Source organism: Cytobacillus sp. Hz8, assembly GCF_042263505.1.
In the GTDB taxonomy this organism is placed as follows: domain Bacteria; phylum Bacillota; class Bacilli; order Bacillales; family Cytobacillaceae; genus Bacillus_BE.
The window spans coordinates 1-25549 of record NZ_JBHKFI010000027.1 but is presented as its reverse complement, the minus strand read 5'-3'; the positions used below and the strand labels follow the sequence as shown (position 1 = coordinate 25549).

29 protein-coding genes and 1 rRNA gene are annotated in these 25549 nt (G+C 36.3%); 2 read left to right on the top strand and 28 right to left on the bottom strand.

The annotated features are described in order from the left end of the window. Window positions 1-40: 40 nt before the first annotated feature. The 17 genes from fin to metG all read right to left on the bottom strand — a co-directional run bounded on the left by fin (window position 41) and on the right by metG (window position 16214). Window positions 41-271: an anti-sigma-F factor Fin gene (gene fin / locus ACE38V_RS21595; RefSeq protein ID WP_375844616.1), complete on the bottom strand. Its 231-nt coding sequence runs from the start codon at window positions 269-271 to the stop codon at window positions 41-43. 107 nt (window positions 272-378) lie between these two features. Then, window positions 379-939, bottom strand: a complete 561-nt coding sequence (gene pth / locus ACE38V_RS21590; protein WP_375844614.1) for an aminoacyl-tRNA hydrolase — start codon at window positions 937-939, stop codon at window positions 379-381. 87 nt (window positions 940-1026) lie between these two features. Continuing rightward, window positions 1027-1665 (bottom strand): 50S ribosomal protein L25/general stress protein Ctc, encoded by a 639-nt coding sequence (locus tag ACE38V_RS21585; protein ID WP_375844613.1) that lies wholly within the window; start codon window positions 1663-1665, stop codon window positions 1027-1029. A 155-nt stretch (window positions 1666-1820) separates the two neighbouring features. After that, complete coding sequence (locus ACE38V_RS21580; RefSeq protein WP_375844612.1) at window positions 1821-2777, bottom strand: ribose-phosphate diphosphokinase; 957 nt, start codon at window positions 2775-2777, stop codon at window positions 1821-1823. Between the two features lie 17 nt (window positions 2778-2794). Continuing rightward, entirely contained in the window at window positions 2795-4168 is a 1374-nt protein-coding gene (gene glmU, locus ACE38V_RS21575) for a bifunctional UDP-N-acetylglucosamine diphosphorylase/glucosamine-1-phosphate N-acetyltransferase GlmU (RefSeq protein ID WP_375844610.1), read from the bottom strand. A 238-nt stretch (window positions 4169-4406) separates the two neighbouring features. Then, the gene (spoVG, locus tag ACE38V_RS21570; RefSeq protein WP_003347151.1) at window positions 4407-4697 is read right to left on the bottom strand and encodes a septation regulator SpoVG; all 291 of its coding nucleotides are present in this window, start codon (window positions 4695-4697) and stop codon (window positions 4407-4409) included. A gap of 197 nt (window positions 4698-4894) precedes the next feature. Then, the gene (locus ACE38V_RS21565; protein ID WP_375844609.1) at window positions 4895-5269 is read right to left on the bottom strand and encodes a RidA family protein; all 375 of its coding nucleotides are present in this window, start codon (window positions 5267-5269) and stop codon (window positions 4895-4897) included. Beyond that, window positions 5269-6114 (bottom strand): pur operon repressor, encoded by an 846-nt coding sequence (gene purR, locus ACE38V_RS21560; RefSeq protein WP_375844608.1) that lies wholly within the window; start codon window positions 6112-6114, stop codon window positions 5269-5271. Before purR ends, ACE38V_RS21565 begins: the two co-directional genes overlap by 1 nt. A 57-nt stretch (window positions 6115-6171) precedes the next feature. Then, entirely contained in the window at window positions 6172-7041 is an 870-nt protein-coding gene (gene ispE / locus ACE38V_RS21555; RefSeq protein ID WP_375844661.1) for a 4-(cytidine 5'-diphospho)-2-C-methyl-D-erythritol kinase, read from the bottom strand. Window positions 7042-7705: 664 nt separating this feature from the next. Beyond that, the gene (locus tag ACE38V_RS21550) at window positions 7706-7885 is read right to left on the bottom strand and encodes a small, acid-soluble spore protein, alpha/beta type (protein ID WP_375844607.1); all 180 of its coding nucleotides are present in this window, start codon (window positions 7883-7885) and stop codon (window positions 7706-7708) included. A gap of 476 nt (window positions 7886-8361) precedes the next feature. After that, on the bottom strand, window positions 8362-8625 hold the full coding sequence (gene veg, locus ACE38V_RS21545) for a biofilm formation stimulator Veg (protein ID WP_375844606.1): 264 nt from the start codon (window positions 8623-8625) through the stop codon (window positions 8362-8364). 213 nt (window positions 8626-8838) lie between these two features. Next, window positions 8839-9726, bottom strand: coding sequence for a sporulation peptidase YabG (yabG, locus tag ACE38V_RS21540; protein ID WP_375844605.1), 888 nt, complete (start codon window positions 9724-9726; stop codon window positions 8839-8841). Window positions 9727-9883: 157 nt separating this feature from the next. Further along, complete coding sequence (gene rsmA, locus ACE38V_RS21535) at window positions 9884-10765, bottom strand: 16S rRNA (adenine(1518)-N(6)/adenine(1519)-N(6))-dimethyltransferase RsmA (protein WP_375844604.1); 882 nt, start codon at window positions 10763-10765, stop codon at window positions 9884-9886. Next, entirely contained in the window at window positions 10758-11318 is a 561-nt protein-coding gene (gene rnmV, locus ACE38V_RS21530) for a ribonuclease M5 (protein ID WP_375844603.1), read from the bottom strand. Before rnmV ends, rsmA begins: the two co-directional genes overlap by 8 nt. Window positions 11319-11844: 526 nt before the next feature. After that, on the bottom strand, window positions 11845-13026 hold the full coding sequence (locus ACE38V_RS21525; protein ID WP_375844659.1) for a resuscitation-promoting factor: 1182 nt from the start codon (window positions 13024-13026) through the stop codon (window positions 11845-11847). A gap of 236 nt (window positions 13027-13262) precedes the next feature. Beyond that, window positions 13263-14033 (bottom strand): TatD family hydrolase, encoded by a 771-nt coding sequence (locus ACE38V_RS21520; RefSeq protein WP_375844602.1) that lies wholly within the window; start codon window positions 14031-14033, stop codon window positions 13263-13265. A gap of 177 nt (window positions 14034-14210) precedes the next feature. Next, window positions 14211-16214 (bottom strand): methionine--tRNA ligase, encoded by a 2004-nt coding sequence (metG, locus tag ACE38V_RS21515; RefSeq protein WP_375844601.1) that lies wholly within the window; start codon window positions 16212-16214, stop codon window positions 14211-14213. A 663-nt stretch (window positions 16215-16877) separates the two neighbouring features. On the opposite strand from metG, the gene ACE38V_RS21510 reads away from it, so the two are divergent. Further along, window positions 16878-17177 (top strand): transition state genes transcriptional regulator AbrB, encoded by a 300-nt coding sequence (locus ACE38V_RS21510; protein WP_375844657.1) that lies wholly within the window; start codon window positions 16878-16880, stop codon window positions 17175-17177. A gap of 89 nt (window positions 17178-17266) precedes the next feature. On the opposite strand, the gene rsmI is transcribed toward ACE38V_RS21510, so the two are convergent. The 9 genes from rsmI to ACE38V_RS21465 form a co-directional block, all read right to left on the bottom strand. Beyond that, window positions 17267-18154 carry a 16S rRNA (cytidine(1402)-2'-O)-methyltransferase gene (gene rsmI / locus ACE38V_RS21505; RefSeq protein WP_375844600.1) on the bottom strand — a complete coding sequence of 296 codons (888 nt, stop codon included), beginning with the start codon at window positions 18152-18154 and terminating at the stop codon, window positions 17267-17269. Further along, window positions 18132-18419, bottom strand: coding sequence for a GIY-YIG nuclease family protein (locus ACE38V_RS21500; protein ID WP_375844599.1), 288 nt, complete (start codon window positions 18417-18419; stop codon window positions 18132-18134). The genes rsmI and ACE38V_RS21500 overlap by 23 nt, the downstream gene beginning before the upstream one ends. Beyond that, window positions 18406-19149 carry a tRNA1(Val) (adenine(37)-N6)-methyltransferase gene (locus ACE38V_RS21495; RefSeq protein WP_375844598.1) on the bottom strand — a complete coding sequence of 248 codons (744 nt, stop codon included), beginning with the start codon at window positions 19147-19149 and terminating at the stop codon, window positions 18406-18408. Before ACE38V_RS21495 ends, ACE38V_RS21500 begins: the two co-directional genes overlap by 14 nt. A 62-nt stretch (window positions 19150-19211) precedes the next feature. Next, a complete protein-coding gene (gene yabA / locus ACE38V_RS21490) occupies window positions 19212-19586 on the bottom strand; it encodes a DNA replication initiation control protein YabA (protein ID WP_375844597.1) in 375 nt (124 codons plus the stop codon). A gap of 13 nt (window positions 19587-19599) precedes the next feature. Beyond that, window positions 19600-20427, bottom strand: coding sequence for a PSP1 domain-containing protein (locus ACE38V_RS21485; RefSeq protein WP_375844596.1), 828 nt, complete (start codon window positions 20425-20427; stop codon window positions 19600-19602). Continuing rightward, on the bottom strand, window positions 20420-21427 hold the full coding sequence (gene holB, locus ACE38V_RS21480) for a DNA polymerase III subunit delta' (protein WP_375844595.1): 1008 nt from the start codon (window positions 21425-21427) through the stop codon (window positions 20420-20422). The genes ACE38V_RS21485 and holB overlap by 8 nt, the downstream gene beginning before the upstream one ends. A gap of 13 nt (window positions 21428-21440) precedes the next feature. Beyond that, window positions 21441-21881 (bottom strand): YaaR family protein, encoded by a 441-nt coding sequence (locus tag ACE38V_RS21475; RefSeq protein ID WP_375844594.1) that lies wholly within the window; start codon window positions 21879-21881, stop codon window positions 21441-21443. Between the two features lie 239 nt (window positions 21882-22120). Next, window positions 22121-22759, bottom strand: coding sequence for a dTMP kinase (gene tmk / locus ACE38V_RS21470; protein ID WP_375844593.1), 639 nt, complete (start codon window positions 22757-22759; stop codon window positions 22121-22123). Window positions 22760-22784: 25 nt separating this feature from the next. Beyond that, the gene (locus ACE38V_RS21465) at window positions 22785-24224 is read right to left on the bottom strand and encodes an aminotransferase class I/II-fold pyridoxal phosphate-dependent enzyme (RefSeq protein ID WP_375844592.1); all 1440 of its coding nucleotides are present in this window, start codon (window positions 24222-24224) and stop codon (window positions 22785-22787) included. A gap of 247 nt (window positions 24225-24471) precedes the next feature. Between ACE38V_RS21465 and ACE38V_RS21460 the strand changes: the two genes are divergently transcribed. Further along, window positions 24472-24675: a sigma factor G inhibitor Gin gene (locus ACE38V_RS21460; protein ID WP_375844591.1), complete on the top strand. Its 204-nt coding sequence runs from the start codon at window positions 24472-24474 to the stop codon at window positions 24673-24675. Between the two features lie 78 nt (window positions 24676-24753). Here the strand turns inward: ACE38V_RS21460 and ACE38V_RS21455 are convergent, their stop codons facing one another. After that, window positions 24754-25128 carry a DUF2500 domain-containing protein gene (locus ACE38V_RS21455; protein WP_375844590.1) on the bottom strand — a complete coding sequence of 125 codons (375 nt, stop codon included), beginning with the start codon at window positions 25126-25128 and terminating at the stop codon, window positions 24754-24756. A gap of 261 nt (window positions 25129-25389) precedes the next feature. Continuing rightward, window positions 25390-25506, bottom strand: a 5S ribosomal RNA gene (gene rrf, locus ACE38V_RS21450). Between the last annotated feature and the right edge of the window lie 43 nt (window positions 25507-25549).

The window sequence follows — 25549 nt, the reverse complement described above, 5'->3', positions numbered from 1 at the left end:
TAAACAGAAAAATGCTTTGGATCATGAGTCCAAAGCTAGGTTAATGAATAAGAAAGTCATATTGATAATAGTCTGGGTTTCGTTGAAGCAGCTCCTGACAGTCCTCACAAATTACTTTAATTTGAATATCCCCCGATGGACTATAAAAGATCATATCTAGTCGTTCGTCATCGGTTAGTTTATGAAAACCTAAACGGTTCGTTTCAATTGACAGACTCTCTATTGTTCCTAACTCAACACCACAATGACGGCAACGATAATGAATAGCCATGCCTGTCCCTCCCCATATCAGTTCAATATTTCTATTATTAACCGATTATGAGGAACTTTATTCATTAAAAATAGTTTATGCGATTATTCTCTAAATCATGAGAAGCTTTATTGATTATATTCATTCATAACTTGAATAAACGGTTTTTGGAACCAAGCTTCACATGCATCTGCACACCTTTTTATCACGGTATTAATAACCTCTTGCTCATCCTTGCTGAATCTTCCAAGAACATAATCCGTGATTGGCATCCCATTTTTAGGACGATCAACCCCTACACGAATGCGATTAAATTCTTGGCTTCCTATGTGCTGAATAGTGGATTTTATTCCATTATGTCCACCAGCACTCCCTTTTTCACGTAAACGAATTTTCCCCACGGGTAAATCCAAATCATCATAAATGACAAGCAAATCCTCTTTATCTATTTCATAATAATCCATAATAGCACGGATAGATTCTCCTGATAAATTCATATAGGTTAGTGGCTTTAGCAGAAAGATTTTTTCTCCGCCCACATTTCCCATACCGTATATTCCTTTAAACTTTGCTTGATTTAAGGGTATACTTATATTTTCGGACAATTGTTCGATTACGTCAAATCCAATATTATGTCTTGTATGCTCATAGGGCTTTCCCGGATTGCCCAAACCAACAATAAGTTTCATAACCTCACCCCAAAATTACTATTTCACTATAAAAAGGGGCTGACAGGGTCAGTCCCTTTTTCTATTTTTCTTTTGCCAATCTATCCATCAAGATTCTTCACTAGCTTTTGTTTCTCTTCCCTCTTCATTTTTAGGAGGATCGGATTCTTGCTTTTCTCCAGAATTAATTTCTTCCTCTTGTTTAGGAGGAAGGATAGAAGCAATGACTTCATCTTCTTCATGATTAAAATGGACTCCATTAGCTCCTTTGATATCTGAAATTGTAAGAACCTCACCAACCTGGAGATTTGTCACATCCACTTCAATATCAGAAGGAATTTCTGCTGGTTTAGCTGAGATAGACACTTCATGCAACGATTGCTGTAATACTCCACCATCTTTAACACCAAGAGCTTCACCAATAAGAACAATTCGGACATCTGCAGTGATTTCTTTTGACATATCAACCGCTAGAAAATCAACATGGATTATTTCTCTCTTCAGTGGATCAGACTGATAATCCGTCACTACAACATTATGCTGATCCCCATTAAGCTCTAAAGAGATAACTCCATTTCTGCCAACATCTCTAATCATCTTTTTCAAATCGGATTCATCGATAAATACGGATTTACTATCTAAATGAGAACCATAGACAACAGCGGGAATATTACCCTGCTTCCGTAAATTGGATAAATCTGATTTTCGTGATCCCTTTCGTTCTGTCGCACGTAGTAAAGCGTTCATGAATAGATTAATCCCCTTCCTCATTTGTTTTCAAGGCTGTCTCATTTATTAGATGCCCTAAATAAGGAAGATCTAAACATAAGTGTCCATTTTATGTAATAAGAATCAACAAATAGTTCATTAGGCTTGCCTTACAGCAAGCCTAATAGAAATCATCAATCAAATAACGTACTTACTGATTGTTCCTCATGAACACGAATAATGGCTTCCCCAATTAATGGAGCTACAGATAGTTGTCTTAATTTACCGATTTTCTTTTCCTCTGGAAGAGCAATAGAATTGGCCACAACAAGCTCCTTAATTTTGGAGTTTTCGATTCTTTCAATGGCAGGACCTGATAAAACTGGATGTGTACAGCAAGCATAAACCTCTGCCGCCCCATTTTCTACTAATGCATTTGCAGCTAAAGTAATTGTTCCTGCTGTATCGATAATATCATCAATGAGAATAGCTACTTTTCCTTCGATATTCCCAACGATATTCATAACCTCCGCAACGTTTGGCTTAGGTCGACGTTTATCGATAATAGCAATAGGTGCTTTAAGTCTTTCCGCCATCTTTCTTGCTCTTGTTACGCCACCATGGTCAGGAGAAACGATAACGATATCCTTATCGTACTCTTTGTTTTCAAAGTAGTCTGCTAAAATTCGAACACCCATCAAATGGTCAATTGGAATATCAAAAAATCCTTGAATTTGTGGTGCATGCAAATCAAGCGTAATCATTCGAGTCGCACCAGCTGTTTCTAAAAGATTTGCCACTAACTTTGCTGTGATTGGCTCACGAGCTCTAGCTTTACGGTCCTGACGAGCATAACCATAATAAGGCATAACAATATTAATCGTTTTTGCTGAAGCACGTTTTAAAGCATCAAGCATAATGAGTAGCTCCATTAAATGCTCATTGACAGGAGAGCTTGTGGATTGAATAACAAATACATCACAACCACGAATACTTTCCTCGATATTAATTTGAATCTCCCCATCTTTAAAACGAGTGACTGAACATTTTCCAAGCTCAACACCAATTACATCAGCGATTTCTTGAGCTAATTCCGGGTTTGAATTAAGACTAAATACTTTTAAGTTTGGATCTAAATACTGGTTGGACATGAAGAACCTCCGATTGCTTATTTCTTTATATTTAATTTATTAACATAGTTTTCTTTATTTTCTTGGCGAGCTCGCGCGATAGATAGTGCCTCTCCTGGAACATCCTTAGTAATAGTTGATCCCGCTGCAACATAAGCACCTTTTCCAATTGTAACAGGTGCAACTAAATTTGAATTACAGCCAATAAAAACTTCATCCTCTATTTTCGTTAGGAACTTATTTTTTCCATCGTAGTTAACAGTAATAGAACCACAGCCAATATTCACATCACTGCCCACCTCTGCATCTCCAATATAGCTAAGATGAGATGCTTTGCTGCCCTTTCCAAAAACTGATTTCTTAATTTCTACGAAATTGCCAATTTTTACCTCATCAAAAATTTCTGATTGCGGACGAATATGCGCAAATGGTCCAATATTAACGGAAGCTCCAATCACACTATTAAAAGCAGCAGATTGACGAATCGTTGTCTCATTCCCTATTCGACAATCCTTAATCTCCGTATTCGGGCCAATTTGACAGTCATTTCCGATTTTAGTTGTGCCTCTTAGCATCGTTCCTGGGTAAATCACTGTATCGGAACCAATTTCAACATCTAAATCGATATACGTTGAAACAGGGTCAATCAGCGTTACTCCATTACGCATATGAGCTTGATTAATTCTTTTTCTCATGATGCTCTCTGCTTCCGATAATGCAATACGATCATTTACCCCTAAAGTTTCAGCAAAGTCATTTGTTTGGAATGCACTAACAACTTTTCCTTCGCTTTTCATTATTTCTATTACATCAGGTAAATAATACTCGCCTTGGACATTATCATTTGAGACCTTTTCTAAGGCTTCAAATAATGCCTTATTATCAAAACAATAGGTGCCTGTATTAATCTCTTTAATGCACCGTTCTTCCTCTGAAGCGTCCTTATGCTCGACAATCTTCTCCACAAGTCCCTTTTCGTTACGAACAATGCGTCCATAACCGGTAGGGTCATCCGTCCAAGCTGTTAATATTGTAGCAGTTGCAGACTTTTCCTCATGATTTTTAATTAAAGCATCAAAGGTTTCTGCGGTAATAAGAGGAGTATCACCACAAACGACTAACGTCACACCTTCTTTAGAAGCAAGCATCTCTTTCGCCTGCATAACAGCATGGGCAGTGCCTAATTGCTTCTCTTGTAAGGCATAGCTACTTTGTTCTCCTAATGTGGCCTTAACAAGGTCAGCACCATGTCCAATAATTGTGACAATATTGGCTATATTAAGCTTTAACACTTGGTCAACAACATGTTGGACCATTGGTTTGCCGCAAACAGGGTGAAGTACCTTATAAAGTTTGGACTTCATTCTCGTCCCCTGACCAGCGGCTAATATAATCGCATACCGATTCAACATTAACAGGCCTCCAATTTAACCTTTGTATCCATTTAAGAATATATCTTAAATAATCGTTATTTTCAAGGAATGAAACGAAAGTACATATATTTGTCAATGCATAATCGTGAAATAATTTATGGAAGATAATAAAATAAGAGATTAAAAGGGGAAAAGAATGAGGGCGAAAAGAAACCATAATCTTTTTTACACACAAAAAAGAGCCTTACTTATGAAGTAGGCCCTCGTTGTTTGTATCCTAGGAAGCTCCGGCTTCTTCAAATTCTACTTCTAATTCACCGAGACGATGGTATTCAGCCAAAACCGCTTCTTGAATCTTACCGCGTGTACCTGAATTAATAGGATGAGCAATGTCACGGAATTCACCATCCGGAGTACGCTTACTTGGCATCGCTACGAATAATCCATTATTTCCATCAATAACACGGATATCATGAACTACGAATTCATTATCCAATGTAATGGAGGCAATTGCTCTCATCCGACCATCAGTGTTTACACGGCGTAATCTTACGTCTGTTACTTCCATTTTTGTTCACCACCTTTTTTGTAGTTGAATCTAGATAAGTAATTCAACAGAATTCTTTCATTTCCTTCTTTTCCGGGAAAAATTTTTTAAAAATTAGGGCAAATTAATCTATTTTGCCCAAAAATTCAAATAATTTAACTTGATTGACATAAATTCATGACCTTTGGACTACGCTTCACCACAAAAAAAGGCTCGTTTTATTTAACGAGCGCAATCACTTCAATTTCAACTAATGCATTTTTCGGTAATTTTGCTACTTCGACACAAGAACGAGCTGGTTTATGAGCAGAAAAATACTCTCCATAGACTTCATTAACCGCTGCAAAGTCCTCCATGTTTTGAATGAACACAGTTGTCTTGATGACCGTATCGAATGATGCACCTGCCTCTTCAAGCACGGCTTTAAGATTTTTAAAAACTTGATGAGTTTGTACTTGAACATCACCTTCAACCATAGTGCCTTCTGCCGTTAAAGGGATTTGTCCAGAACTATAAAAAAGATTATTTACAATAATTCCTTGAGAGTATGGTCCGATTGCTGCTGGTGCATTACTTGTTTGAACTACCTTCATCATTTTCTCCCCCTATATGAGTTAAGTTCTAAAAAATAATTCCCTTCGCTTACTTTAATTTTCTTCTCTCTAATATTAACATTAGAAAGTTGAATGACCGATAAGTAATCTTCCACTAATCGTTCCTCAAGATTTTCCACCGCTTCAACGAGAACAGCTATGCCGGCAACAATCGCTTTAAATTCATCCATCATGCTAACCATTCCGTTCACGGTACCCCCTGCTTTCATAAAGTCATCAACAATCAGAACTCGTGATCCTTCTGCTAAGCTTCTTTTCGAAAGGACCATTGTTTGAATTCTTTTTGAAGAGCCTGATACATAATTAATACTTACAGTTGGTCCCTCAGTGACTTTATTATCCCTTCTAACAATTACAACAGGGACATTTAAGTGACTTGCAACCGCATAAGCTAATGTAATCCCTTTCGTTGCAACAGTCATGATGACATCGATTTTTTTATCAGCATAAGCTGAAGCAATAATCCTGCCTATTTTCTGTATTAAATTAGGATTCCCCAAAATATCTGCCATATATAAATAACCTCCAGGCAGAAGTCTCTCTGGATTTGACATGAGCTCACATAACTCGGCAATCGTCTCTTTTGTCTCCTCTTTTGACACTTTTACAAAAAACTTTACTCCACCTGCTGCACCGGGAACTGTTTTCAGTATGCCAATGCCTCTCTGTTCAAAGGTTTCTTTAATAATGGCAAGATCTTCACTAATTGACGATTTTGCTGATCCATATCTATCTGCAAAGAAGGTTAACGGCACTAATTGTCGAGGATGCTCTAGCAAATAATTCGTCATATCAATTAGCCTTTCACTACGACGAAACTTCATAAATGAACCTCCATAAACCCGAATAATTTAATGATAATATATCATTAATATACGGAATTAATCAAGGGTATGCTTCTCCCCTAACATTCTGACTGCGAATACTTGATCGCAGAAGCCGCGTAATCCATTATAGATTCGTTGCATTCTTGAGTCATGCTGGACTAACCCAAATACAGTCGGTCCACTCCCACTCATCAGAACAGCATCCGCACCAAACCTCTTCATTTGATCTTTAATTAAAGCGACCTCAGGGTAAAGATTTAATGTGACATCCTCCAATACATTAGCCACATAATCACAAACACCAAAAAAGCTGCCTTCTTCGAGAGCCTGAATCATACTTTGTGTATTTGGATGCGCAATATGCTCCAGATTTAAGCGGCGATAAACATCAGCTGTTGAAACCCCAATAAAAGGCTTTGCCAAAATGACCCAGCAGGTAGGCGGGGCAGGAAGATGGGTAATCTTCTCTCCTCTTCCTTTGGAAAGAGCGGTTCCCCCATAAACACAAAATGGGACATCTGAGCCTATTTCTGCACCCAATTCAGCTAACGTCTCCATAGATAGGCCTAACCCCCAAAGCTTATTTAAGCCTCTCAGAGTAGCAGCTGCATCACTACTTCCTCCAGCCAAACCAGCCGCAACAGGGATGTTCTTCTCTATTGATATCTTTACACCTGCGTCTATTTGAAATCGATCCTGAAGCAACTTAGCTGCTTGATAAGCAAGATTCCGCTGATCATCAGGAACAAAACGATTATGAGAAACAATCTTTATCTCTTTATGAGGCAATAACGAGAATTCTAAGCGGTCTGCCAAATCAATTGTCGTCATAATCATTTCTACCTCATGATAGCCATCTGACCGTTTATATAAAACATCAAGCGACAAATTAATTTTTGCTGGTGCCTTCACCATGAACTTCACACTTCCACCTACTTTTGCTATATTCAACAAACATCTCCATTTTTTGTCCTATTTTACCACAAAACCCATCATATAAGACGTTTACAACCAAAACTATCTTCACAAATAATATATTTTAGCATTTCTCTCATGATGGAAAAAGAAGATAAACCAACTTTATCAAAATAACCAAAGCTCTGCTTCCACATAAAGTGAAACTTCCATCAGTGGGGGTTTTCGACGCACAGGACGTGAAGTGTGCAGACTTATGTGTTGACGTCGCGCTTTTAGTCTGCCATTCATCCCCCACTGATGGTTAGTCACGCAGAGCCTGATTGATTTTTCTAAGGGCTGAATCCCAAAGAAAAATCTTATTTCACTTATCACGCTCATAACGCCACGTCCTGTGGCTTCGCCTGACTAGGACCTTAATCCCTCGTCGGACCTTTACGGACAGTTAATCTCCCACTTATCTTCTTCGTATTCTCAGAATCTTGAAGTGGGAGTCAAAATGTCCGTTAAGAGTGGGATAAAATAAATAATCGATTAAGAATGATAGATAAACAGCCCCAAAAAAAATAAGGCCGGAGAAATTCCCGGCCTTAACGTGGTGAATTTGTTTTGTTATTTTCAAGTCTTCAGAAAAGGAAAACCATTTTATTGGTACTCATCTTGTTTTTAGCATTTACTTTTGCTTATGAACAAGCTGCTGCTCGGCTATTTCGATTGCACGTTTAACCATATTTCCTGCGTCTCTTGCACGAATGCCACCCCAGCCTTCTTTTTGAACGACATCATAAAATCCAAGCTCCTTTGCAAGCTCTTCTTTAAATCGTTCAGACATAACTCCTCTTCTTCTGGCCAAAATAAACAACCCCTTTCTTCACCACTATTCATAATATGAATAGAAAAGGAAGAATCATGCAGCCCTATTTTATCCAAAAAGGAAGAATTTTTTGTAATGAGAAGCTCCTGGTGTTTGTTAAGGATTTTATGTAAGGCTCTTTTCATATTGCTTCAATTCATCCATGTGATTAGCGAACTTGATCTATTGCTTTAATATCCTCATCAGAATAATAAAAAAGATATATAAAAATTATAATCTCCTACCTCTTCGTAGAAATCATTACCGAGAAGGAATAACAACACCCAAATCCAAATCTGTAGCTTTAATCAAAATCGAATCCATTTTAATAATATTTAAAAAGGTTGCTATTAGACATCTTCAAGTGAACATCACTCAAAAAAATCCAATACAACCTCAATCCACAATAAAAAAATTTTTTAAAAAACTAAAAGCAGCAAATCCCAGTTCACTGCTTCGTTCAGGGACAAATACGATTAGCTTAAAGCCATCTGTCCTGTTGTATCTTCATAGAATGTAATTTGTACTGTCTCTGTTAAAACATCAGCATAACTGTATGATACACGTTCAAACGCATTTTCTTCCTGATCTAATTCAATAATAAATACAGAAGGATACGTTTCTGCTAGTACACCGGAACGCTCAATGGTTTTTCTGCGTCCACCGTTGGCCTTGAGCAAAAGCCTTTTTCCTAAATTTGAATCAAGTGCTTTTTTAATATCGGATAATGTTTTTGCCATTCGGTCCACCTCACTCTGTAAAGTATATCACATTAACACAATAACGTCAAACAAAATATAAAATTATATCAGTGTTATGAAAAGGTTGTCAATACTTTTTCTTCTGCAATTTTTTTCTTTTTTCAACAATTTTAGATTAACCTCAAAATCCTCAGAATATGTACCCATTCAAAAAAAAAGAAGGATGACCTAATCTTAAGCCATTCCCTCTTGTTACAAGTTTTCTTCATGAATAACAGAATTGTATGGCATCCCCGTTCTTAATACTCCTCTTGTTTCAATCCCACCAAGACCTTTTTCTCCAGTTAATGTATTTCTTAGTACATCCCAGACATTAATTCGTTCCATAAAAGGAGTAAAACTGATCTTTGCCACGATATAGACAGGATCTAGAGCATGAATATTCACTCGTGAAGGAGAACTAGCAAAGTTGGCACCTGCCTGAATTAAAGATTCAAAATGCGATTGGCATGCACCTGCAAAAATAACAAGCTGATCTAGGTGTGGAACCCGTTTCCTTGCCTCTCTTACAGTTTGTACAAAGTCCCGTGAATGTCTATAAGCATTAATATCGGTAATTTTTCCTTTTGCCTTTGAATAAGAGTCGTGTCCAGTAATAACAAGAATATCAGGCCGATAATAATCAATTAAGGTCCCGATTTTTACAGCCATCTCTTTTTCATTACAATGAACCCCTGTAACAGGTACTCCAATTTTTTCATACAGCATTAAGCATTTTTTTAAATAAAGTGGGTCTCCATCTAAATGAAGGACTCTCCCTGGAATCTGAAAGTAATTTAATGTTTTTGTATATCCCCCTGAGGCTTCATACTCTTGTTTTTGTTTTATTAAATCAACATCTTGCCTAAAAAGGTTATAAGACTGTTCTTCTAATGTCTCAATTTCCTGGCTTTTCTTCCTTCTTTCCAACCCACCTATGACAATTAAATCTTCATATGGAGCATCCGCAATTAAGCGAATATCCTCCCCATAGAGAATGGCTTTTTTCGTTTCATGCTCTTCTTTTATATCAATAACTCGAAATAATATATCACAATTGTAAGAAATCCTTCCGACGATATCCATGATTTGAATGCTCAATGTCGTCACTCCAATTAAGTTCTCGAAAAAGCTAGCTATAAATAAAAATTAAATTCCTTTCATAACTTATGCAATCTCCTATCTAACGGTGACGATCAAAAAATCCGCAATTTCAATAAAAAAAGACCTGAATAAGCTCATTCAGATCTTCCTTATCTTATTGATGAAAATAAGCAAATAGTTCGTCACTCAAGCGTGCAAATTCCTCAATGGAGAGAGTCTCGCCTCTTCTTGTAGGTTCAATACCTGCATGTTCTAATGCGATTAAGATTTCCCCTTTTTTCTCTTTTCCATTTGGAAGTTGGCTTGTTAAGTTATTAAGCAGGGTCTTTCTTCTTTGCGCAAAACTTGATTTCGTGATTTGAAAGAAAAAATCCTCGTCCTTCACAGAAACAGCAGGCTCTTTTCTAACCGTTAAACGAATAACCGCTGAATCTACATTAGGCTGTGGGACAAAAACCGTTTTTGGCACGATCATAACCGTTTCAGCTACTGTATAGTATTGAACAGCAATGGAAAGTGAACCATAATCTTTTGTCCCTGGCTTAGCTGAAATTCGATCTGCTACCTCCTTCTGGAGCATGACCACAATTCCTCTGATTGCAAGCTTTTCTTCCAACAACCTCATAATAATCGGAGTCGTAACATAATAAGGCAAGTTAGCAACGACCATGAGATCCTCAATCTCAGAAAACTCCTCTTCCAACACTTTCTCTACATCGACCTTTAAAATATCCTCATGAATCACCTTTACATTGTCATAGGGCGATAATGTTTCCTTTAAAATTGGTAGCAATCTTTGATCAATTTCAAATGCAACTACCTTCTTTGCTTGACGAGCAAGCTGTTCTGTTAATGCCCCAATTCCTGGTCCAATTTCAATGGCACCTGAAGAATCAGTCAGTTCAGCATGATCCACAATTCTTTTTAAAATATTGGTATCGATTAAAAAATTTTGGCCCAAGCTTTTCTTAAAAGAAAAGCCATATTTCTCTAAAATAGTACGGGTCCTTAACGGCGTTGCTATATCCTTATCCATTCTGTTCCTCCTGACGAATCTTCTTTATAGCGTTTGCAAAATCATCTTGACTAATTTGAAACATCATTAATCTTTTGTGAAGCTGCTTTCCATTTGCATACCCGATATTAAGCAATTTCCCGAGCTTTTCTCTACGCTCCTTAGCTCCCAATCCCCCAATTAATCCTGCCGTAATCAAATCCTCTTGAGTAATTTCCTCTTGGGCTGAGGTTTCCATTACATGTGCCTCTTTTAATGCTGCCCTTATAACTTCTGAAGATGAGTGTTCAACCCCCACACTTTTCCCATTCTTTTGAATTGCATCCTCTTTCGGTATAAATGCGTGTTTGCAGCCAGGAACATGTCGACTAATCGTATTGCGAATCTTTTGCCCAGGATAATCCGGATCTGTTAACACAATAACGCCTCTTTTTTCTTGAGCATGTTTGATTTTCTCGAGAGTATCCATATTTATCGCTGAACCATTCGTCTCAATGGTATCGGCATCAACCGCTCGTTGAATAGCAACGGTATCATCCTTTCCTTCGACGACGATTATCTCTTTGATTTTCATACTGCCTCCAACTTCGAAAAGAATAACCATCATTCTTTTCATTTCTTTTTGTTTAAAATAAAGTGAAACTTCCATCAGTGGGGGTTTTCGACGCACAGGACGTGAAGTGTGCAGACTTATGTGTTGACGTCGCGCTTTTAGTCTGCCATTCATCCCCCACTAATGGTTAGTCACGCAGAGCCTGATTGATTTTTCTAAGGGCTGAAGCCCAAAGAAAAATCTTATTTCACTTATCACGCTCATAACGCCACGTCCTGTGGCTTCGCCTGACTAGGACCTCCTGTCCGTCGTCGGACCTTTACGGACAGTTGATCTCCCACTTATCTTCTTCGTATTCTCAGAATCTTGAAGTGGGAGTCTTACTGTCCGTTAAGAGTGGGATAAACGAGCAATAAAATATTTTTGAAAAAAATGAAACATTTTTGTAACATACAACGTCTAAAGTAATAAATAGTTTCATAAGTATTTTAAAGAAAAATAGAAAAAAACACAAAAATGCAGAGGACATCCCCTCTGCATCAACATCTTACTGTAGGATTTTGATTTTTACTGTTTTTCTTCCCCAACGGTATGCATCTGAGCTGGATGAGAAAAATACATCAATCCTATTTCCTTTAATGGCTGACCCGGTATCTGCAGCAACTGCATATCCGTAGCCATCCACATACACCTTCGAGCCAAGTGGAATGACACTTGGATCCACTGCAATAATTTTCAAATTAGGATTAGTTCGTAAATTAATCCCTGTAGCCGTTTTACCAGAACAGCCGTTGCAATTTGCCGTATAAGCTGTTGTACTAACGTACAATTCTCTACTAGCATCTCTCATACCACGTGATACCATTTGAATCATTGGCTTACTTCCGACTGCAACAACCTTATCCTGTTTTTCCCTTAAAGTCTTTTTGTAAATTAACTTTCTTGATATTTCTTTTCCATTTTCAAGTGTTACTTCAAACTCCTTTGAAACAAGACCTTTTTGCCCTTCTTTCAAAATTCTTTGTGCACCTTGATTTAAACTTTGGTCCCTTTTCGTTACAACCGCATAATGAACTGGTTCTTCCACTACATCGGTGACTTTTTCAACGCGAATGACCTTAACAACATCTCTTTTATCAATTGTTTCATTCAAGTTAGGTTCAACACGATCTATTCTTTTAAGTTCTATCCCCTGCTGTGATAAAAAGTCAGCGACCGTAGTCGAAGTTGACCACACTTGTTGCTTATTCCTGCCATTGAATAACTTTACAGGAAAGGCATGATTAATGACTATCTTCAATTCATTTTTTAGCGGTGATTGTAACGTGGGCTGGACCTTATCAAACTTATTTAGAGCTATGCTCTGCTCCTTTAAAAATTCATTAACATCACTGGCTGTTGTCCAAATCATTTTCTTTTCCTTGTCTTCAACAATTTGAACCTGCTTTGCCTTTTTCCACTCTACTTTTAATTGATTCTTAACTTTTGTGCCTTCCGAGGGGTACACATAATCTTTAGCATGGAGTGAAATATTCAAGTCATCAAATATTCCAGCCACTGTGTCAGCATGTGTCTTGACCACCTCTTCTTTCCCATCAATTGAAAGTAACACTGTTTTTTTCGTAGTTTCATAAATAACGAATCCTGAAATGGTGGTTAAAACTACGAAACTAGCGGAAAAAACGGCTAATTTTTTCCTACTCAAAGACTTGGAAAACAGGTTTTTCATGTTTTTAATGACGATGAAAAACGCCTCCTTTTCTCTTGGAGTGATTATATAGACTATTGTGCCGGCTGTCAACTCTGGAGATTTTCCTAAAACATATTACCTATTATGCAATTTGTTCTTTGGAAAGGAAAGAGAGACTTATCGACATGGCTATCCTATGAGGAAAAGGAGACATGTAGAACTTTAAAGAATAAGAAAAAATTTGGACAAGTTTTCTATGAATTCGACAGCATTTCTTATCTAATTATGCCGAATAATTTTTTTGCATTTTTAGTCGTCGCCTCTGCTACTTCTTCAAATGTGATTCCCTTAAGCTCAGCGATCTGTTCTGCCACTAATTTCACATAGCTCGGTTCATTCCTTTTTCCCCTATAAGGATGTGGAGCAAGATAAGGACAATCAGTTTCAATGAGCAATTTATTTAATGGAACAGCTTCCGCGACCTCCTTTGGTTTTTTCGCATTTTTGAACGTCACTGGTCCACCTAAAGAAATATAGAAATTCATTGCTAGGCATTCTTTAGCAACCTCTACACTACCACTAAAGCAATGCATAATCCCTCCAACTTCTTCGGCGTGCTCTTCCTTTAGAATCATCATAATATCACTAGTTGCCTCTCGATTATGAATAACAATTGGCAAGTTCACTTTTTTAGCCAATCGAATTTGCTTGCGTAAAACATCATGCTGAATTTCCTTTGGAGATTTATCCCAATGATAATCCAAACCCATTTCTCCCAGCGCAATCACTTTTGGATGGCCGGAGAGCTCTTCAATCCACTTTAAATCATCATCGGTCATATCAATCGCATCGACTGGATGCCATCCAATACAGGCATAAATAAATTCATATTGATCCGTTAACTCCATCGCTCTTTTAATCGTTGGACGGTCGAACCCCACAACAACCATATCAGTCACACCAGCATTTTTAGCACGTTCAATGACCTCAATCAAATCATCATTAAATTGCTCGTCATTTAAATGAGCATGCGTATCAAATAACATCGAAAAAACCTCTTTTCCTTCTATTAAATTTACATTTCATATGTATCATTTTCTTTACATTTATTTTTCTATTACATCATGATACTTTAACAAGTTAAAAAAAGGAACACAGAAATATTTTTACGCAAATTGTTTCACGTGAAACATTTCAATGTTCCTCCCAAATCTCTAATTATTTTATTTAACTTGAGCACCTAGCGGTAGATCTTCAGCGATGGTTGCCAAGGATAATTGACCGTCTTTTGATCCGGCTAAAATCATGCCTTGTGAAAGTTCCCCACGTAATTTAACCGGCTTCAAATTGGTTACACAAATTACTTTTCTTCCAACAAGTTCCTCAGGTTTATAGAATTTAGCAATACCTGAAACAACCTGACGTTTTTCATATCCTAAATCTAATTGAAGTTTTAATAATTTATCAGCTTTTTTCACTGGTTCTGCCTCAATCACTTGAGCTACTCTTAAATCTACCTTCATAAAATCATCAATTGTAATTTCTTCTACCTCTGGTACCTCTTCCTTTATTTCCTTTGGTGCAGATGAAGAGGCAGGTGAAGTTCCTTGCATTTTAGCCTTAATAAATTCAATTTCTTCATTAAGATCTAAACGAGGAAAAATAGGATTTCCTTTCACAACCTTTGTATCTGCAGGAATAGCACCAAAATTCTCCAAGCTATCCCAAGATTGTAAGCGCTCATCCTGAATATTAAGCTGTGCAAAAATCTGAGTTGGGCTTTGCGTTAAGAAAGGTTTTAATAGAATGGCAATTCTTCTTAAGGATTCAGCTAAATGAACCATAACAGCTCCAAGGGCATCCTTATTTTCTTCATTCTTCGCTAAAACCCATGGTTGTGTTTCATCGATATATTTATTTGTCCGTGCAACTAATTGCCATACAGTTGATAACGCTACAGAAAATTCCATTTTCTCCATGGCTTCTTCATATTTGACCACGGTTTCTTGATTCATTTCAAGCAATTGCGGATCAAATTCAGTAACGGAACCACCATAAGTTGGAATCACTCCATCAAAATATTTTTCGATCATCGCAATCGTACGATTTAAAAGATTTCCTAAATCATTTGCTAAATCAAAATTAATTCTTTCAACAAATCCCTCTGGTGTAAAGACTCCGTCTGCCCCAAATGGTACTTCTCTTAAAAGGTAATAGCGAAGGGCATCCAATCCATATCGATCGATTAATGTAACCGGATCAACAACATTCCCTTTAGATTTTGACATTTTCCCATCCTTCATTAATAACCATCCATGGGCAAACACTTTTTGGGGAAGTGGTAAATCTAAGGCCATTAACATGATTGGCCAATAGATCGTATGGAAACGAACGATTTCTTTTCCAACTAAATGAACATCTGCAGGCCAATATTTTAAGTACTTCGTATCATCTTCAGTTCCGTATCCTAAAGCTGTAATATAATTTGATAGTGCATCAATCCAAACATAAATCACATGTTTTGGATCATTCGGAACTTTAATTCCCCAATCAAATGTTGTTCTTGAAACAGCTAAATCTTCTAATCCTGGCTTAATAAAATTATTAATCATTTCATTTTTGCGAGACTCAGGCTGAATAAATTCAGGGTTTTCTTCATAATATTGAAGCAGGCGATCCGCATATTTACTAACTTTAAAGAAATAGGATTCTTCTTTAACCTTTTCTACTGGTCTTCCACAATCCGGACAATTACCATCAACTAATTGCCGCTCTGTAAAATAGGACTCACAAGGAGTACAGTACCATCCTTCATATTCCCCCAGATAGATGTCACCTTTTTCAACCAAATGAGCGAAAATTTGTGCTACTACCTCTTTATGACGGTCCTGGGTAGTTCGAATAAAATCATCATAGGATATATCAAGTTTCTTCCAAAGATCCTGAATTCCAGAAACGATTTCATCCACATATTCTTGTGGTGTAACGCCTTTTTCTTCAGCTTTACGTTGAATTTTTTGACCATGCTCATCCGTACCTGTTAAAAACATCACATCAAAACCGCGCAAACGCTTATAACGTGCCATAGCATCTCCAGCAACAGTAGTATAGGCATGTCCAATATGTAGATTTCCACTAGGATAATAAATCGGTGTAGTTAAATAAAAAGTTTTTGATTGTTCCTTCATTATTATTTCCCTCCTAAAATTGATTATATATAAAGTCATACAGCTACCATAGAACTGTAAAAACAGATTCAACTTACGTAGATGAGTGCGTTTTTGAATCCAAGAAATAAAGAAACACATTACTGTACCATTTTAGCCAATTATGAAGACAAATGACACCATCTGAGGGAAATTAATTTATCAATGAAATAAAAAATCGCCCAATAGGACGAGTTAAGCTAACTAATAAGCTAATAGAATTTCATTTCCATTTCAATTCACCTATTCTCATACTCAGCATTACCTCTTCTATCAACAAAATATACATAAAAAAAGAAAAATGTGCAACAATTCAGGCTACTCGGATTCGCAAATAACTTATTTATTAAATACTATTCAAATATAATAATTTTCAAAGAGAAACCTTCCCCCATTATATCGAATGGGATAACGCGTTTTTTGTCGAAAAGATAAAAAATTTACCAATCATACTATATTAAAATATTTAATGTTTTTTCTTTAAAAATATAAATATTTATATTCCTATTGAAAAAATGTTGTTATATTAAGGGTTTTTGAACATCCAATAATTTCTAATTAAATTAAAAATAAAATTATTGACGTTTTTGGGAATGGCTGGTATTATTAAATCAAAGATAAATTTGTCGAATATTGACGAAAGCGGCAATCAAGTTTTTATTTATATAAAGGTGAGAGGGGATCATAGTTATGAAATCTACAGGTATTGTTCGTAAGGTTGATGAATTAGGTCGTGTGGTTATTCCAATTGAATTAAGACGTACTCTTGGAATTGCAGAAAAGGATGCTTTGGAAATTTATGTTGATGATGATCGCATTATCCTTAAAAAGTACAAACCAAACATGACTTGTCAAGTAACTGGAGAAGTTTCTGATGACAACGTTGCTTTAGCTGGCGGTAAATTAATCCTTAGCCGTGACGGAGCTGAACAATTATTAAAAGAAATTGAAGATACATTCCATTTAGATTTAGTAAAAAACTAAATTGATTTCATACGAAAGAGGCTAACTTAACAACAGTAGCCTCTTTTTTTTTCTTATTATAAGATGAAATTTATCACGCTAAAGACTTCTCAATCCCCTTCAACGTGGTAAATTTGATAAACCTCTCTTTTATTTAACCCTCTATCTTTAGCTGTTTGCTTGATTGCTTCTTTTGAATTTAACTGTTTTTCGAAAATATAGAACTCCACATGATTTGTAATACTAAGCTCTTCCCACCAGGACGGTTCATCACTCATAATTGATTCCACTTGATGATTCCCTTCAATAATCAGACAGAATTCTCCCCGAATTTCATCATGATTTGCCCATTCAATGGCTTCCTTGACGGTTCCTCTTATGAACTCCTCAAATTTTTTCGTTAACTCTCGACAAAGAGATATTCTCCTATTTCCTAAACATTCTTCAACTAATTGCAGTGTTTCCTTTAAACGATGAGGAGCCTCATATAATATGATAGTTGACATTTGCTTGGCTAACTCAGTTAGTTCCTTCCGCTTTTCCTTCTTTTGTCGTGATAAGAAACCATAAAAATAAAAGGGCTGAGTAGGTAACCCGGATGCGATCAAGGCCGTAAGAGCAGCATTAGCACCAGGAAGAGGGACAACGGTGATTTTTTCAGCTGTCGCTTCAACCACTAATTCATACCCCGGGTCAGAGATAGTTGGCAAACCTGCATCACTAACCAAAGCAATTTTTGCTCCTCCCTTAAGCCTTTCGATTAATTTATGTCCGCTAATCTCCTTATTATGTTCATGATAACTCAACACTTGCGTTTCAATCTCAAAATAATGGCATAGCTTTTTTGTATTCCTCGTATCTTCAGCTGCAATAAAATCAGCTTCCTTCAACATTCGAATCGCCCGAAAGCTCATATCCTCCAAATTGCCGATTGGGGTTGGAACAAGATATAAAATTCCTTTATTACTTTCATTTTCAAAGCTCTTTTGCTGCCACATATAGACCACCTAATTCCTTTATTAAAAACGCTTCTTTCTTTTTCCTTGACCATTGCTTAAACTCATACTCAGTTCGCAAGGCTTCTCCTTTTGTTTCAAAGGCGTGAGAGTAAATAAGCTTTACCGGGCCTCTTCCTCTTGTATATTTAGCACCTTTTCCATCATTATGCTGTTTGATTCTTCTTTCTAAATCAGTTGTATAACCAGCATATAAACTCCCATCTTTACAAGATAGCACGTAGAAATAATGACTATTCTTTTCCATATAAAATCTCTCTAATCTCTGAGGTATACTCATTATTTTCATTATAAACAATAAGCGGAGGCAGTATTTTTAAATCAGGATTTCCATCCTTAATGGCTTCAACCAAAATCGTGTTAGCCTCTTTTCCGGCTTTTGGATAAACAAATTGAATCCTTTTTGGTTCAAGTCGATACTGTCTCATCATCGTTACGATATCCATCATTCTTCCGGAACGATGAACGAATGCAACCTTTCCACCTTGTTTGACTACTTGGCTGGACACACGTATTGCATCCTCCAATGTACATAGAATCTCATGACGTGCATAAGCGAAATGCTTATTTTTATTCATTTCATCCTCTGAGGGTGTTGGAAAATAAGGCGGATTACACGTAACAACATCATATTTATTGTACCCTACCTGCTGGGCTATTTCTTTAATATCACCGTGAATCATTTGTAATCTCTGCCCTAAGCCATTATATTCAAAGCTTCTAATTGCCATATCGTATAACCGCTCTTGAATTTCAACGCCTATAATATTCCCTTTTGATCTCGTACTTAGAAATAATGGAATAACACCATTTCCACTGCATAGATCAATAATATTCCCTCTTTGAATGGGTACATAGACAAATCTTGCAAGAAGAACCGCATCTAATGAAAAAGCAAAAACCGATGGGCTTTGAATAATTCTTAAGTTTTCTGCAAGTAAATAATCTAATCGCTCATCATCCTTTAAATGAACCATCCTTAGTCCTCCACTGTCATCTTGATCTTATAAAAAAATAGCCCCCATTTAGGAGGCCAAGCTTATTTTTTATTTAGAAAGGAAAGGCAAAATAAACAATCGCCTTCTTTTCGAGGACTCCCAAAATGTAAATTACATATATGGAACCCTTCCTGATACAATCGAGCTAGATTATCATATCCTTCTCCAATATCAATCATCTTCTCAACATGCTTGCCAACATCAATTTTTCGAGAATTCTTCTGATTTTGCTTAGGATTATCCTCTTTATGATCCATATTTAAACGACGTCTTAAATAATCATTCTCAATCTTTAAAGTATTATTTTCCTCAAGAATTTCAGCTAACCGCTCTTTCAACTCACCTAATTGCTGATATAAATGTCCGATCTGAGTTTCCATATTACTTACTGAATCAAAGATTTCTTTATTATTCACGCGTTCCACCTCATTAATCTGTGGATTGTACCGATACAGCACCTTCTCTTAAGATTTCATCCATTGTATATTCTAGAACACGTTCTTGTTCCATTATTTCAACTTGAAGGACTCGCTCTAAAATATTTAACCCTACTACTTTTCCTTTACCATGAGATGTTTCAATAATCTCCCCAATGTCTGGTAGCTGTTCTTTCGCTGTTTCATAATCATCATTTTCATATTTCAAACAACACATAAGGCGCCCGCATAATCCTGAAATTTTCGTTGGATTAAGAGAGAGATTTTGATCCTTTGCCATCTTAATAGAAACGGGTTCAAAGTCCCCAAGAAAAGTGGAACAACATAGCATTCTTCCACAAGGACCAATTCCCCCAAGCATTTTTGCTTCATCTCTAACTCCGATTTGTCGCAACTCTATTCTCGTACGGAAAATAGCCGCCAAATCCTTAACCAACTCTCGGAAATCAACTCTTCCATCAGCTGTAAAATAAAAAATTACTTTATTTCTATCAAACGTATATTCTACATCAACCAATTTCATATCCAATTGATGAATTAATACCTTCTCACAGCAAATATCATATGCTTCTTTTGCAGATTCCATATTTTCTTCGACAATAATCCGGTCCTTTTGATCTGCAATTCTTAAGACCTTTTTCAATGGAAGAACCACATCATCCTCATCCACCTGCTTAGGTCCTATCACAACTTTCCCATATTCTACGCCACGTATGGTTTCGACAATGACAAAATTGCCTTTCTGAATTGAGAGATCTCCGGGATCAAAATAATATATTTTTCCCGCTTTTTTAAAGCGTACACCTACTACATCATACAAAAAAAGACCCCTCCTGCAATTTTAACACAAGCTGTTCCATTAACAGCTGTGGATTCATATTTGCATGCAATTTTCTTTTTGCTTCTAAAATTGCTGCCATTTGATTGGTAAGGCGCTTACTTGAAGTTTGTAATGCATATGGTTCTAATCGTTTAAACTCATCAACGTAAACGATTTGATCTGCCTTTCCAAGCTGTATATATAATAAATCTTTAAAAATAAGAAGTAATAAATCCAATCCTTGATTCAATTGTTCTTTCTCTTTAAAGTGTGAAAACCACTCCTCCTGAAGAGATACTAAAGCTTCTAAGGAACTTTTATTCAACATTTCATATAATTTTAACACTATCCTTTTGGCTTGTGCAAACCAATCGTCGTGACTTAGCTGAAGTGCTTCCTCTAAATTGTTTGTGAGTTGTGTAATGATCGGCAATAATTGAGATTTCACGCCATTTTCCTCTAATTTTTTCTGTAAATGCCGAGAAGACAGAGGCTTGAAAGATATGATTTGGCAACGTGATAGTATGGTAGGCAACATCTGTTGAATCTGTTCCGTAATTAAGATCGCCACCGTCTCTGAATAAGGTTCTTCAAGGAATTTCAAAAGACTATTAGCAGCATTCGCTGTCATTCGATCCGCATGAACAATCGTATAAAATTTCTGCTTAGACTCAACACCTGTTTTCGTAAATTCTTCCTGTAAATCTTTAATTTGCTGCTTTTTAATCGATAGTCCATCTGGTTCCACGACATGAATATCCGGATGATTCCCAGAGTCAACTCTTTTGCAATTCACACATTGATTACAGGGCTTATAACCCTCTAGCGGTGAATCACAAAATAAGCTTTTCGCTAATAACTGACTAATTTCCTTTTTTCCCGTTCCTCTCATTCCTTCAAACAAATAGGCGTGGGCTAACCGATTCTTCATAATGCTATTCTTTAACATTTTCAACACAGTAGGTTGAATATCCTCCATCTCTTCCCACGTTTTTACCAAAATAATCACTCACTTACGTATATAAATTAATTAATAGACCCTTTATCTCTCCAATTTTACCAAGTATATCAATTGATTTTTCTTCTTTCTTCATCACCTCTTCGGTCAGCTCTACTAATTTTTTATCAACCGTTTCAACAATTTTTAGAGCTCTTCCTTGACCAAATTGATTCCAACTTTGCGATTGCTTTAAATCCATTCCAAAATCAACCGTCTCTTTAACAAACTTTTTAACTAAAGTTTTATACTTGGCTAAATCCTTAAAAGTTCTAGAATTGGCTAAGCGTGTACCGGCAGCTTCGATATCCTTTAATAATCTCTGCAGCTGATCTACCTGCATTTTTTGATCATGCTTTTGTACTAGCTCGCCAAACTTAATCCCATCATTACTTGGAAGCTTCTGCTCCGGACGAGAATTATCTATATTTAATCGGAGATCCTGATTTATTTTCATCCTATATCCTCCAATATTCATCAAAATGGATGAAATTGATTAAGACAATACCTAAATGGTTACTTATACTTATATAATTATAACAGGAATTTGTTGTTCTTTCAGTTTGAAACAATATACAAAAAGAGGAAATTTTATAAACCCTTTATGAAAAAAGGCAGCTTAACCTGGCCACATAGAAAAAACAATCAATCCTCCTGTTTTCACTAGTTCCAAACCATGTATAAGCTGCCTTTTTCTTAATTCCTCGCTGCAATAGTTTCTTGAACCTTTTTTTCAGCTTGCTGGTAAACATCCATAATAGGCCTGGAAGCATCAATTTTATGAATTCTATCAGAATATTTCTCTAATAATAAAAAATATCCTTCTCGAACCTTATGATGAAACTCCAAATTCTCTAAATCGAGCCGATTTACTTCTCTTCCTTTATGTTTGTTGATTCTTTGTAAGCCTAATTTTGGCTCAATATCAAAATATATGGTTAGCTGTGGCATCATACCTTCTATGGCAAATTGATTAATCAGATATACCTCTTCCATTCCAAGACCTCTTGCATATCCTTGGTAGGCTAAAGAACTATCAATAAACCGATCACAAAGAACAATTTTTCCGGTCTCTAGCGCAGGTTTTACTTTTTCAATCAGATGTTGTCTCCTTGCGGCTGCATATAGTAATGCTTCCGTACGTGCATCCATTGCTGTGTTATTCTTATCCAGGATTACCCTTCTTATTTGCTCTGCAATATCTATCCCACCAGGTTCTCTTGTTTCTAGTACCTGATACCCATCTTCTCTTAATTTTTCCGCCAGCATTGAAACAACCGTTGTTTTTCCAGCTCCATCCGGCCCTTCAACTGTAATAAAAAGTCCATTCTTCATACTTTCCTCCTACTTGAACAATTGCCTAATCTCCTATTGCATATATAGACAATCTTCCTGATGTTATTTCATTTCTACCTTGGAACCTTGCTCCCAATTGAATCAGTTCCTTAATAGTTTCTACATCCTCTATAGTAATTAATTCCCCCGGTAATAATAACGGAATACCAGGTGGGTAAGGAATTACTGACTCTGCGCAAATTTGTCCAACTGCATCAATAATCAATACATCCTTCTTTTTGATTCTTTCTATCTGCTCATGATTCAACTCTAGCTTTCTTATCTTATTCTCTCGTAATGGTAAATAAATTGGTTTTTCCTTAAGTGAATAATTATTTACCACCTTTTTTATCGATTCAATAATATATGTAAATGGAAAGTCAACTCCATTTTTTAATAATGGAAGCACCATTAATATGTTATGAGGATCAGCAAGTTCTGTATATACACCTTCTCCTTCAAGTAATTGTTGAAGCTCAAAACCCGTTAAGGATGTTAATGACTGAACAGTGAGCTTTAATCTATCGCCTAATTGATTAGGAAACACCAAAACTTTAATTTCCTTGATTTCTTCCAGTTCTTCTATAAACTGCTGAATTTCCCCTATCATATACTGTTTATCTTCATCCCGATATGTAGCAAGATAACTTCTCGCATTATCTAATGATGCCATAAGTACATATGAAGGACTGCTTGACTGCAATAAGTAGAGATATTTTTCGATGGAAATCCTCGAAATCAACGAACTATTAAAATGGAAAAAGGACCCCATTGTTAAAGCCGGCAAAGTTTTATGGGCAGATTGCACCACTACATCAGCTCCAAGTTGGACGGCTGATTTAGGAAATGGGGCTCCCGCAATAAAGTGGGCTCCATGTGCCTCATCAATCAGAACCGGAACTCGATGCTGATGTGCTAACTTAATCAATTTTTCAAGCTCATATACCATTCCATAATAATTTGGATATGTGAGAATTAATGCCGTAACATTACGATACATCTGAAAAGCTTGTTCTAATGTATAAAGAGAAATTCCACCTGATACCCTCCATTCAGGATAATATTCAGGTTCTAAAAATACCGGTACTGCCTTTACTAAAGAAATTCCATTTAAAATGGATTTATGACAATTTCTTTGGACAAAAACAACATCCCCCTCCTGGATTGTAGCCAATATCATAGCAAGATTTCCAACTGTGGTGCCATTCACTAATAAATAACTGTTTTGAACACCATATAAATCTGCCAAAAGATCTTCTGCTTCCTTTATGACTCCCTCAGGGTGGTGTAAATCATCCAAACCACTTAGCTCCGTAGCATCTAATTTCATGATTTGATCAAAAAAGAAATCCTGCTCAACTGGATTGACAATCCCGTACTTATGACCAGGGACATGAAGTGAAACAGGGTGTTTATCCCAATGTTTTTTCAATGCCTCATAAATAGGCTTTCGATAATGATTCATCCAATCACCAGTTTCTAATAAACATCTTAATTTATTTTATCGAAGTTTAACCTGTTGGTCGATTAAAAAAGGTAAAGTGATTAAAATTTATTTTTAGCTGTACCTAATCTTTTTCTGAAATTGTTTAGTAGACATACACATGGCATACATTTACAACATACAATAAATCAGCAATCATTTAATGAATTGTCTAAATATTGAATATATTGATCGTTAGTGGACAGAATAAGTGTATGGAGGTGGGGAAATGAGTTCGCATATATCAAATAAAAGCTTGGGTGAGAACTGTGTCATTTGCGAGCAATATAAATTTATAGGGATTCATCTATACACTTCATTCATTTGTAGGGATTGTGAAAAGGATTTAATCCATACAGATACTAATGATCCAAAATATAAATTTTATCTAAAACAATTAAAAAAGGTAAATACACCCGAAATATTTTCATAAATGAATGATATTTTCCATAAAAAAAGCTTGGAGAACCCATTAAGAAATCTTAATTTACTGTACTCCAAGCTTTTTTATTCATAAACCATTATTAAATTCCTTATATCGTTCAAATCCAAGAAATCTTGACCCTTGAAAGGTTAATACACCCTTATCAGCCTCTGCAAGGAGGGCATACTCTTTACCTGCTATCAAAAATTCAGCTCGATCTCCACTTTCAAATTCAAAAGTTACATAATAAGATGTATGAGCATTATCCCCTCTTACACTTGTTCGTTTTGAAACAACAAGCACTGGAACTGAAAGACGGGGTGAATTTTCATTTTTACGCCATTGCCCAATCCCTTTGAAAATTACGAATAGAAGCATACTAATTACTATAATAAAGACGGTTCCAATTAGAATAGGGCCTATCCTAAATAATAAATCCCCAAAGTAAACTTCATTCTCCAACCCATTCCCTCCCCAAAATGTTATGAATGGTAATACGTTAAGTATAGATGAATGGTTCCAATATATACCATTCTTTTATTCATATTATTTGAAAAAAGAAAACTTTTATTGTTTTTACTGTTTGGGCGGGGTATAGCCAATTGGTTATGATAATGAGTTCTCATTCCTGTATTTAAGACTTCTGGAACTAAGGCACTGTTTTTTTCCAAGGATAGGATAGAATAAAAAAACAGTCAAATGAATGACTGTTTTTTTGTTTCTGCCTAGCAGCGTCCTACTCTCACAGGGGGAGAACCCCCAACTACCATCGGCGCTGAGAAGCTTAACTTCCGTGTTCGGTATGGGAACGGGTGTGACCTTCTCGCTATCGCCACCAGACTTGTATTCACTTGAGAGTTTGTTCTCTCAAAACTAGATAATG

What these genes read in the sequence shown, in the direction of transcription:
- ACE38V_RS21460 (WP_375844591.1), top strand. Translation starts at nt 24,472, where the DNA reads ATGAGTTCGCATATATCAAATAAAAGCTTGGGTGAGAACTGTGTCATT.
- rnmV (WP_375844603.1), bottom strand. Translation starts at nt 11,318, where the DNA reads ATGAAAATCAAAGAGATAATCGTCGTCGAAGGAAAGGATGATACCGTT.
- pth (WP_375844614.1), bottom strand. Translation starts at nt 939, where the DNA reads ATGAAACTTATTGTTGGTTTGGGCAATCCGGGAAAGCCCTATGAGCAT.
- rsmA (WP_375844604.1), bottom strand. Translation starts at nt 10,765, where the DNA reads ATGGATAAGGATATAGCAACGCCGTTAAGGACCCGTACTATTTTAGAG.
- ACE38V_RS21500 (WP_375844599.1), bottom strand. Translation starts at nt 18,419, where the DNA reads ATGGAAAAGAATAGTCATTATTTCTACGTGCTATCTTGTAAAGATGGG.
- ACE38V_RS21525 (WP_375844659.1), bottom strand. Translation starts at nt 13,026, where the DNA reads ATGAAAAACCTGTTTTCCAAGTCTTTGAGTAGGAAAAAATTAGCCGTT.
- ACE38V_RS21565 (WP_375844609.1), bottom strand. Translation starts at nt 5,269, where the DNA reads ATGAAGGTAGTTCAAACAAGTAATGCACCAGCAGCAATCGGACCATAC.
- veg (WP_375844606.1), bottom strand. Translation starts at nt 8,625, where the DNA reads ATGGCAAAAACATTATCCGATATTAAAAAAGCACTTGATTCAAATTTA.
- metG (WP_375844601.1), bottom strand. Translation starts at nt 16,214, where the DNA reads ATGACTTTATATATAATCAATTTTAGGAGGGAAATAATAATGAAGGAA.
- ACE38V_RS21465 (WP_375844592.1), bottom strand. Translation starts at nt 24,224, where the DNA reads ATGAATCATTATCGAAAGCCTATTTATGAGGCATTGAAAAAACATTGG.
- tmk (WP_375844593.1), bottom strand. Translation starts at nt 22,759, where the DNA reads ATGAAGAATGGACTTTTTATTACAGTTGAAGGGCCGGATGGAGCTGGA.
- ACE38V_RS21495 (WP_375844598.1), bottom strand. Translation starts at nt 19,149, where the DNA reads ATGGTTCATTTAAAGGATGATGAGCGATTAGATTATTTACTTGCAGAA.
- fin (WP_375844616.1), bottom strand. Translation starts at nt 271, where the DNA reads ATGGCTATTCATTATCGTTGCCGTCATTGTGGTGTTGAGTTAGGAACA.
- ACE38V_RS21580 (WP_375844612.1), bottom strand. Translation starts at nt 2,777, where the DNA reads ATGTCCAACCAGTATTTAGATCCAAACTTAAAAGTATTTAGTCTTAAT.
- ACE38V_RS21475 (WP_375844594.1), bottom strand. Translation starts at nt 21,881, where the DNA reads ATGAAAATAAATCAGGATCTCCGATTAAATATAGATAATTCTCGTCCG.
- ACE38V_RS21585 (WP_375844613.1), bottom strand. Translation starts at nt 1,665, where the DNA reads ATGAACGCTTTACTACGTGCGACAGAACGAAAGGGATCACGAAAATCA.
- purR (WP_375844608.1), bottom strand. Translation starts at nt 6,114, where the DNA reads ATGAAGTTTCGTCGTAGTGAAAGGCTAATTGATATGACGAATTATTTG.
- glmU (WP_375844610.1), bottom strand. Translation starts at nt 4,168, where the DNA reads ATGTTGAATCGGTATGCGATTATATTAGCCGCTGGTCAGGGGACGAGA.
- ACE38V_RS21520 (WP_375844602.1), bottom strand. Translation starts at nt 14,033, where the DNA reads ATGTTATTTGATACGCATGCTCATTTAAATGACGAGCAATTTAATGAT.
- spoVG (WP_003347151.1), bottom strand. Translation starts at nt 4,697, where the DNA reads ATGGAAGTAACAGACGTAAGATTACGCCGTGTAAACACTGATGGTCGG.
- rsmI (WP_375844600.1), bottom strand. Translation starts at nt 18,154, where the DNA reads ATGTGGCAGCAAAAGAGCTTTGAAAATGAAAGTAATAAAGGAATTTTA.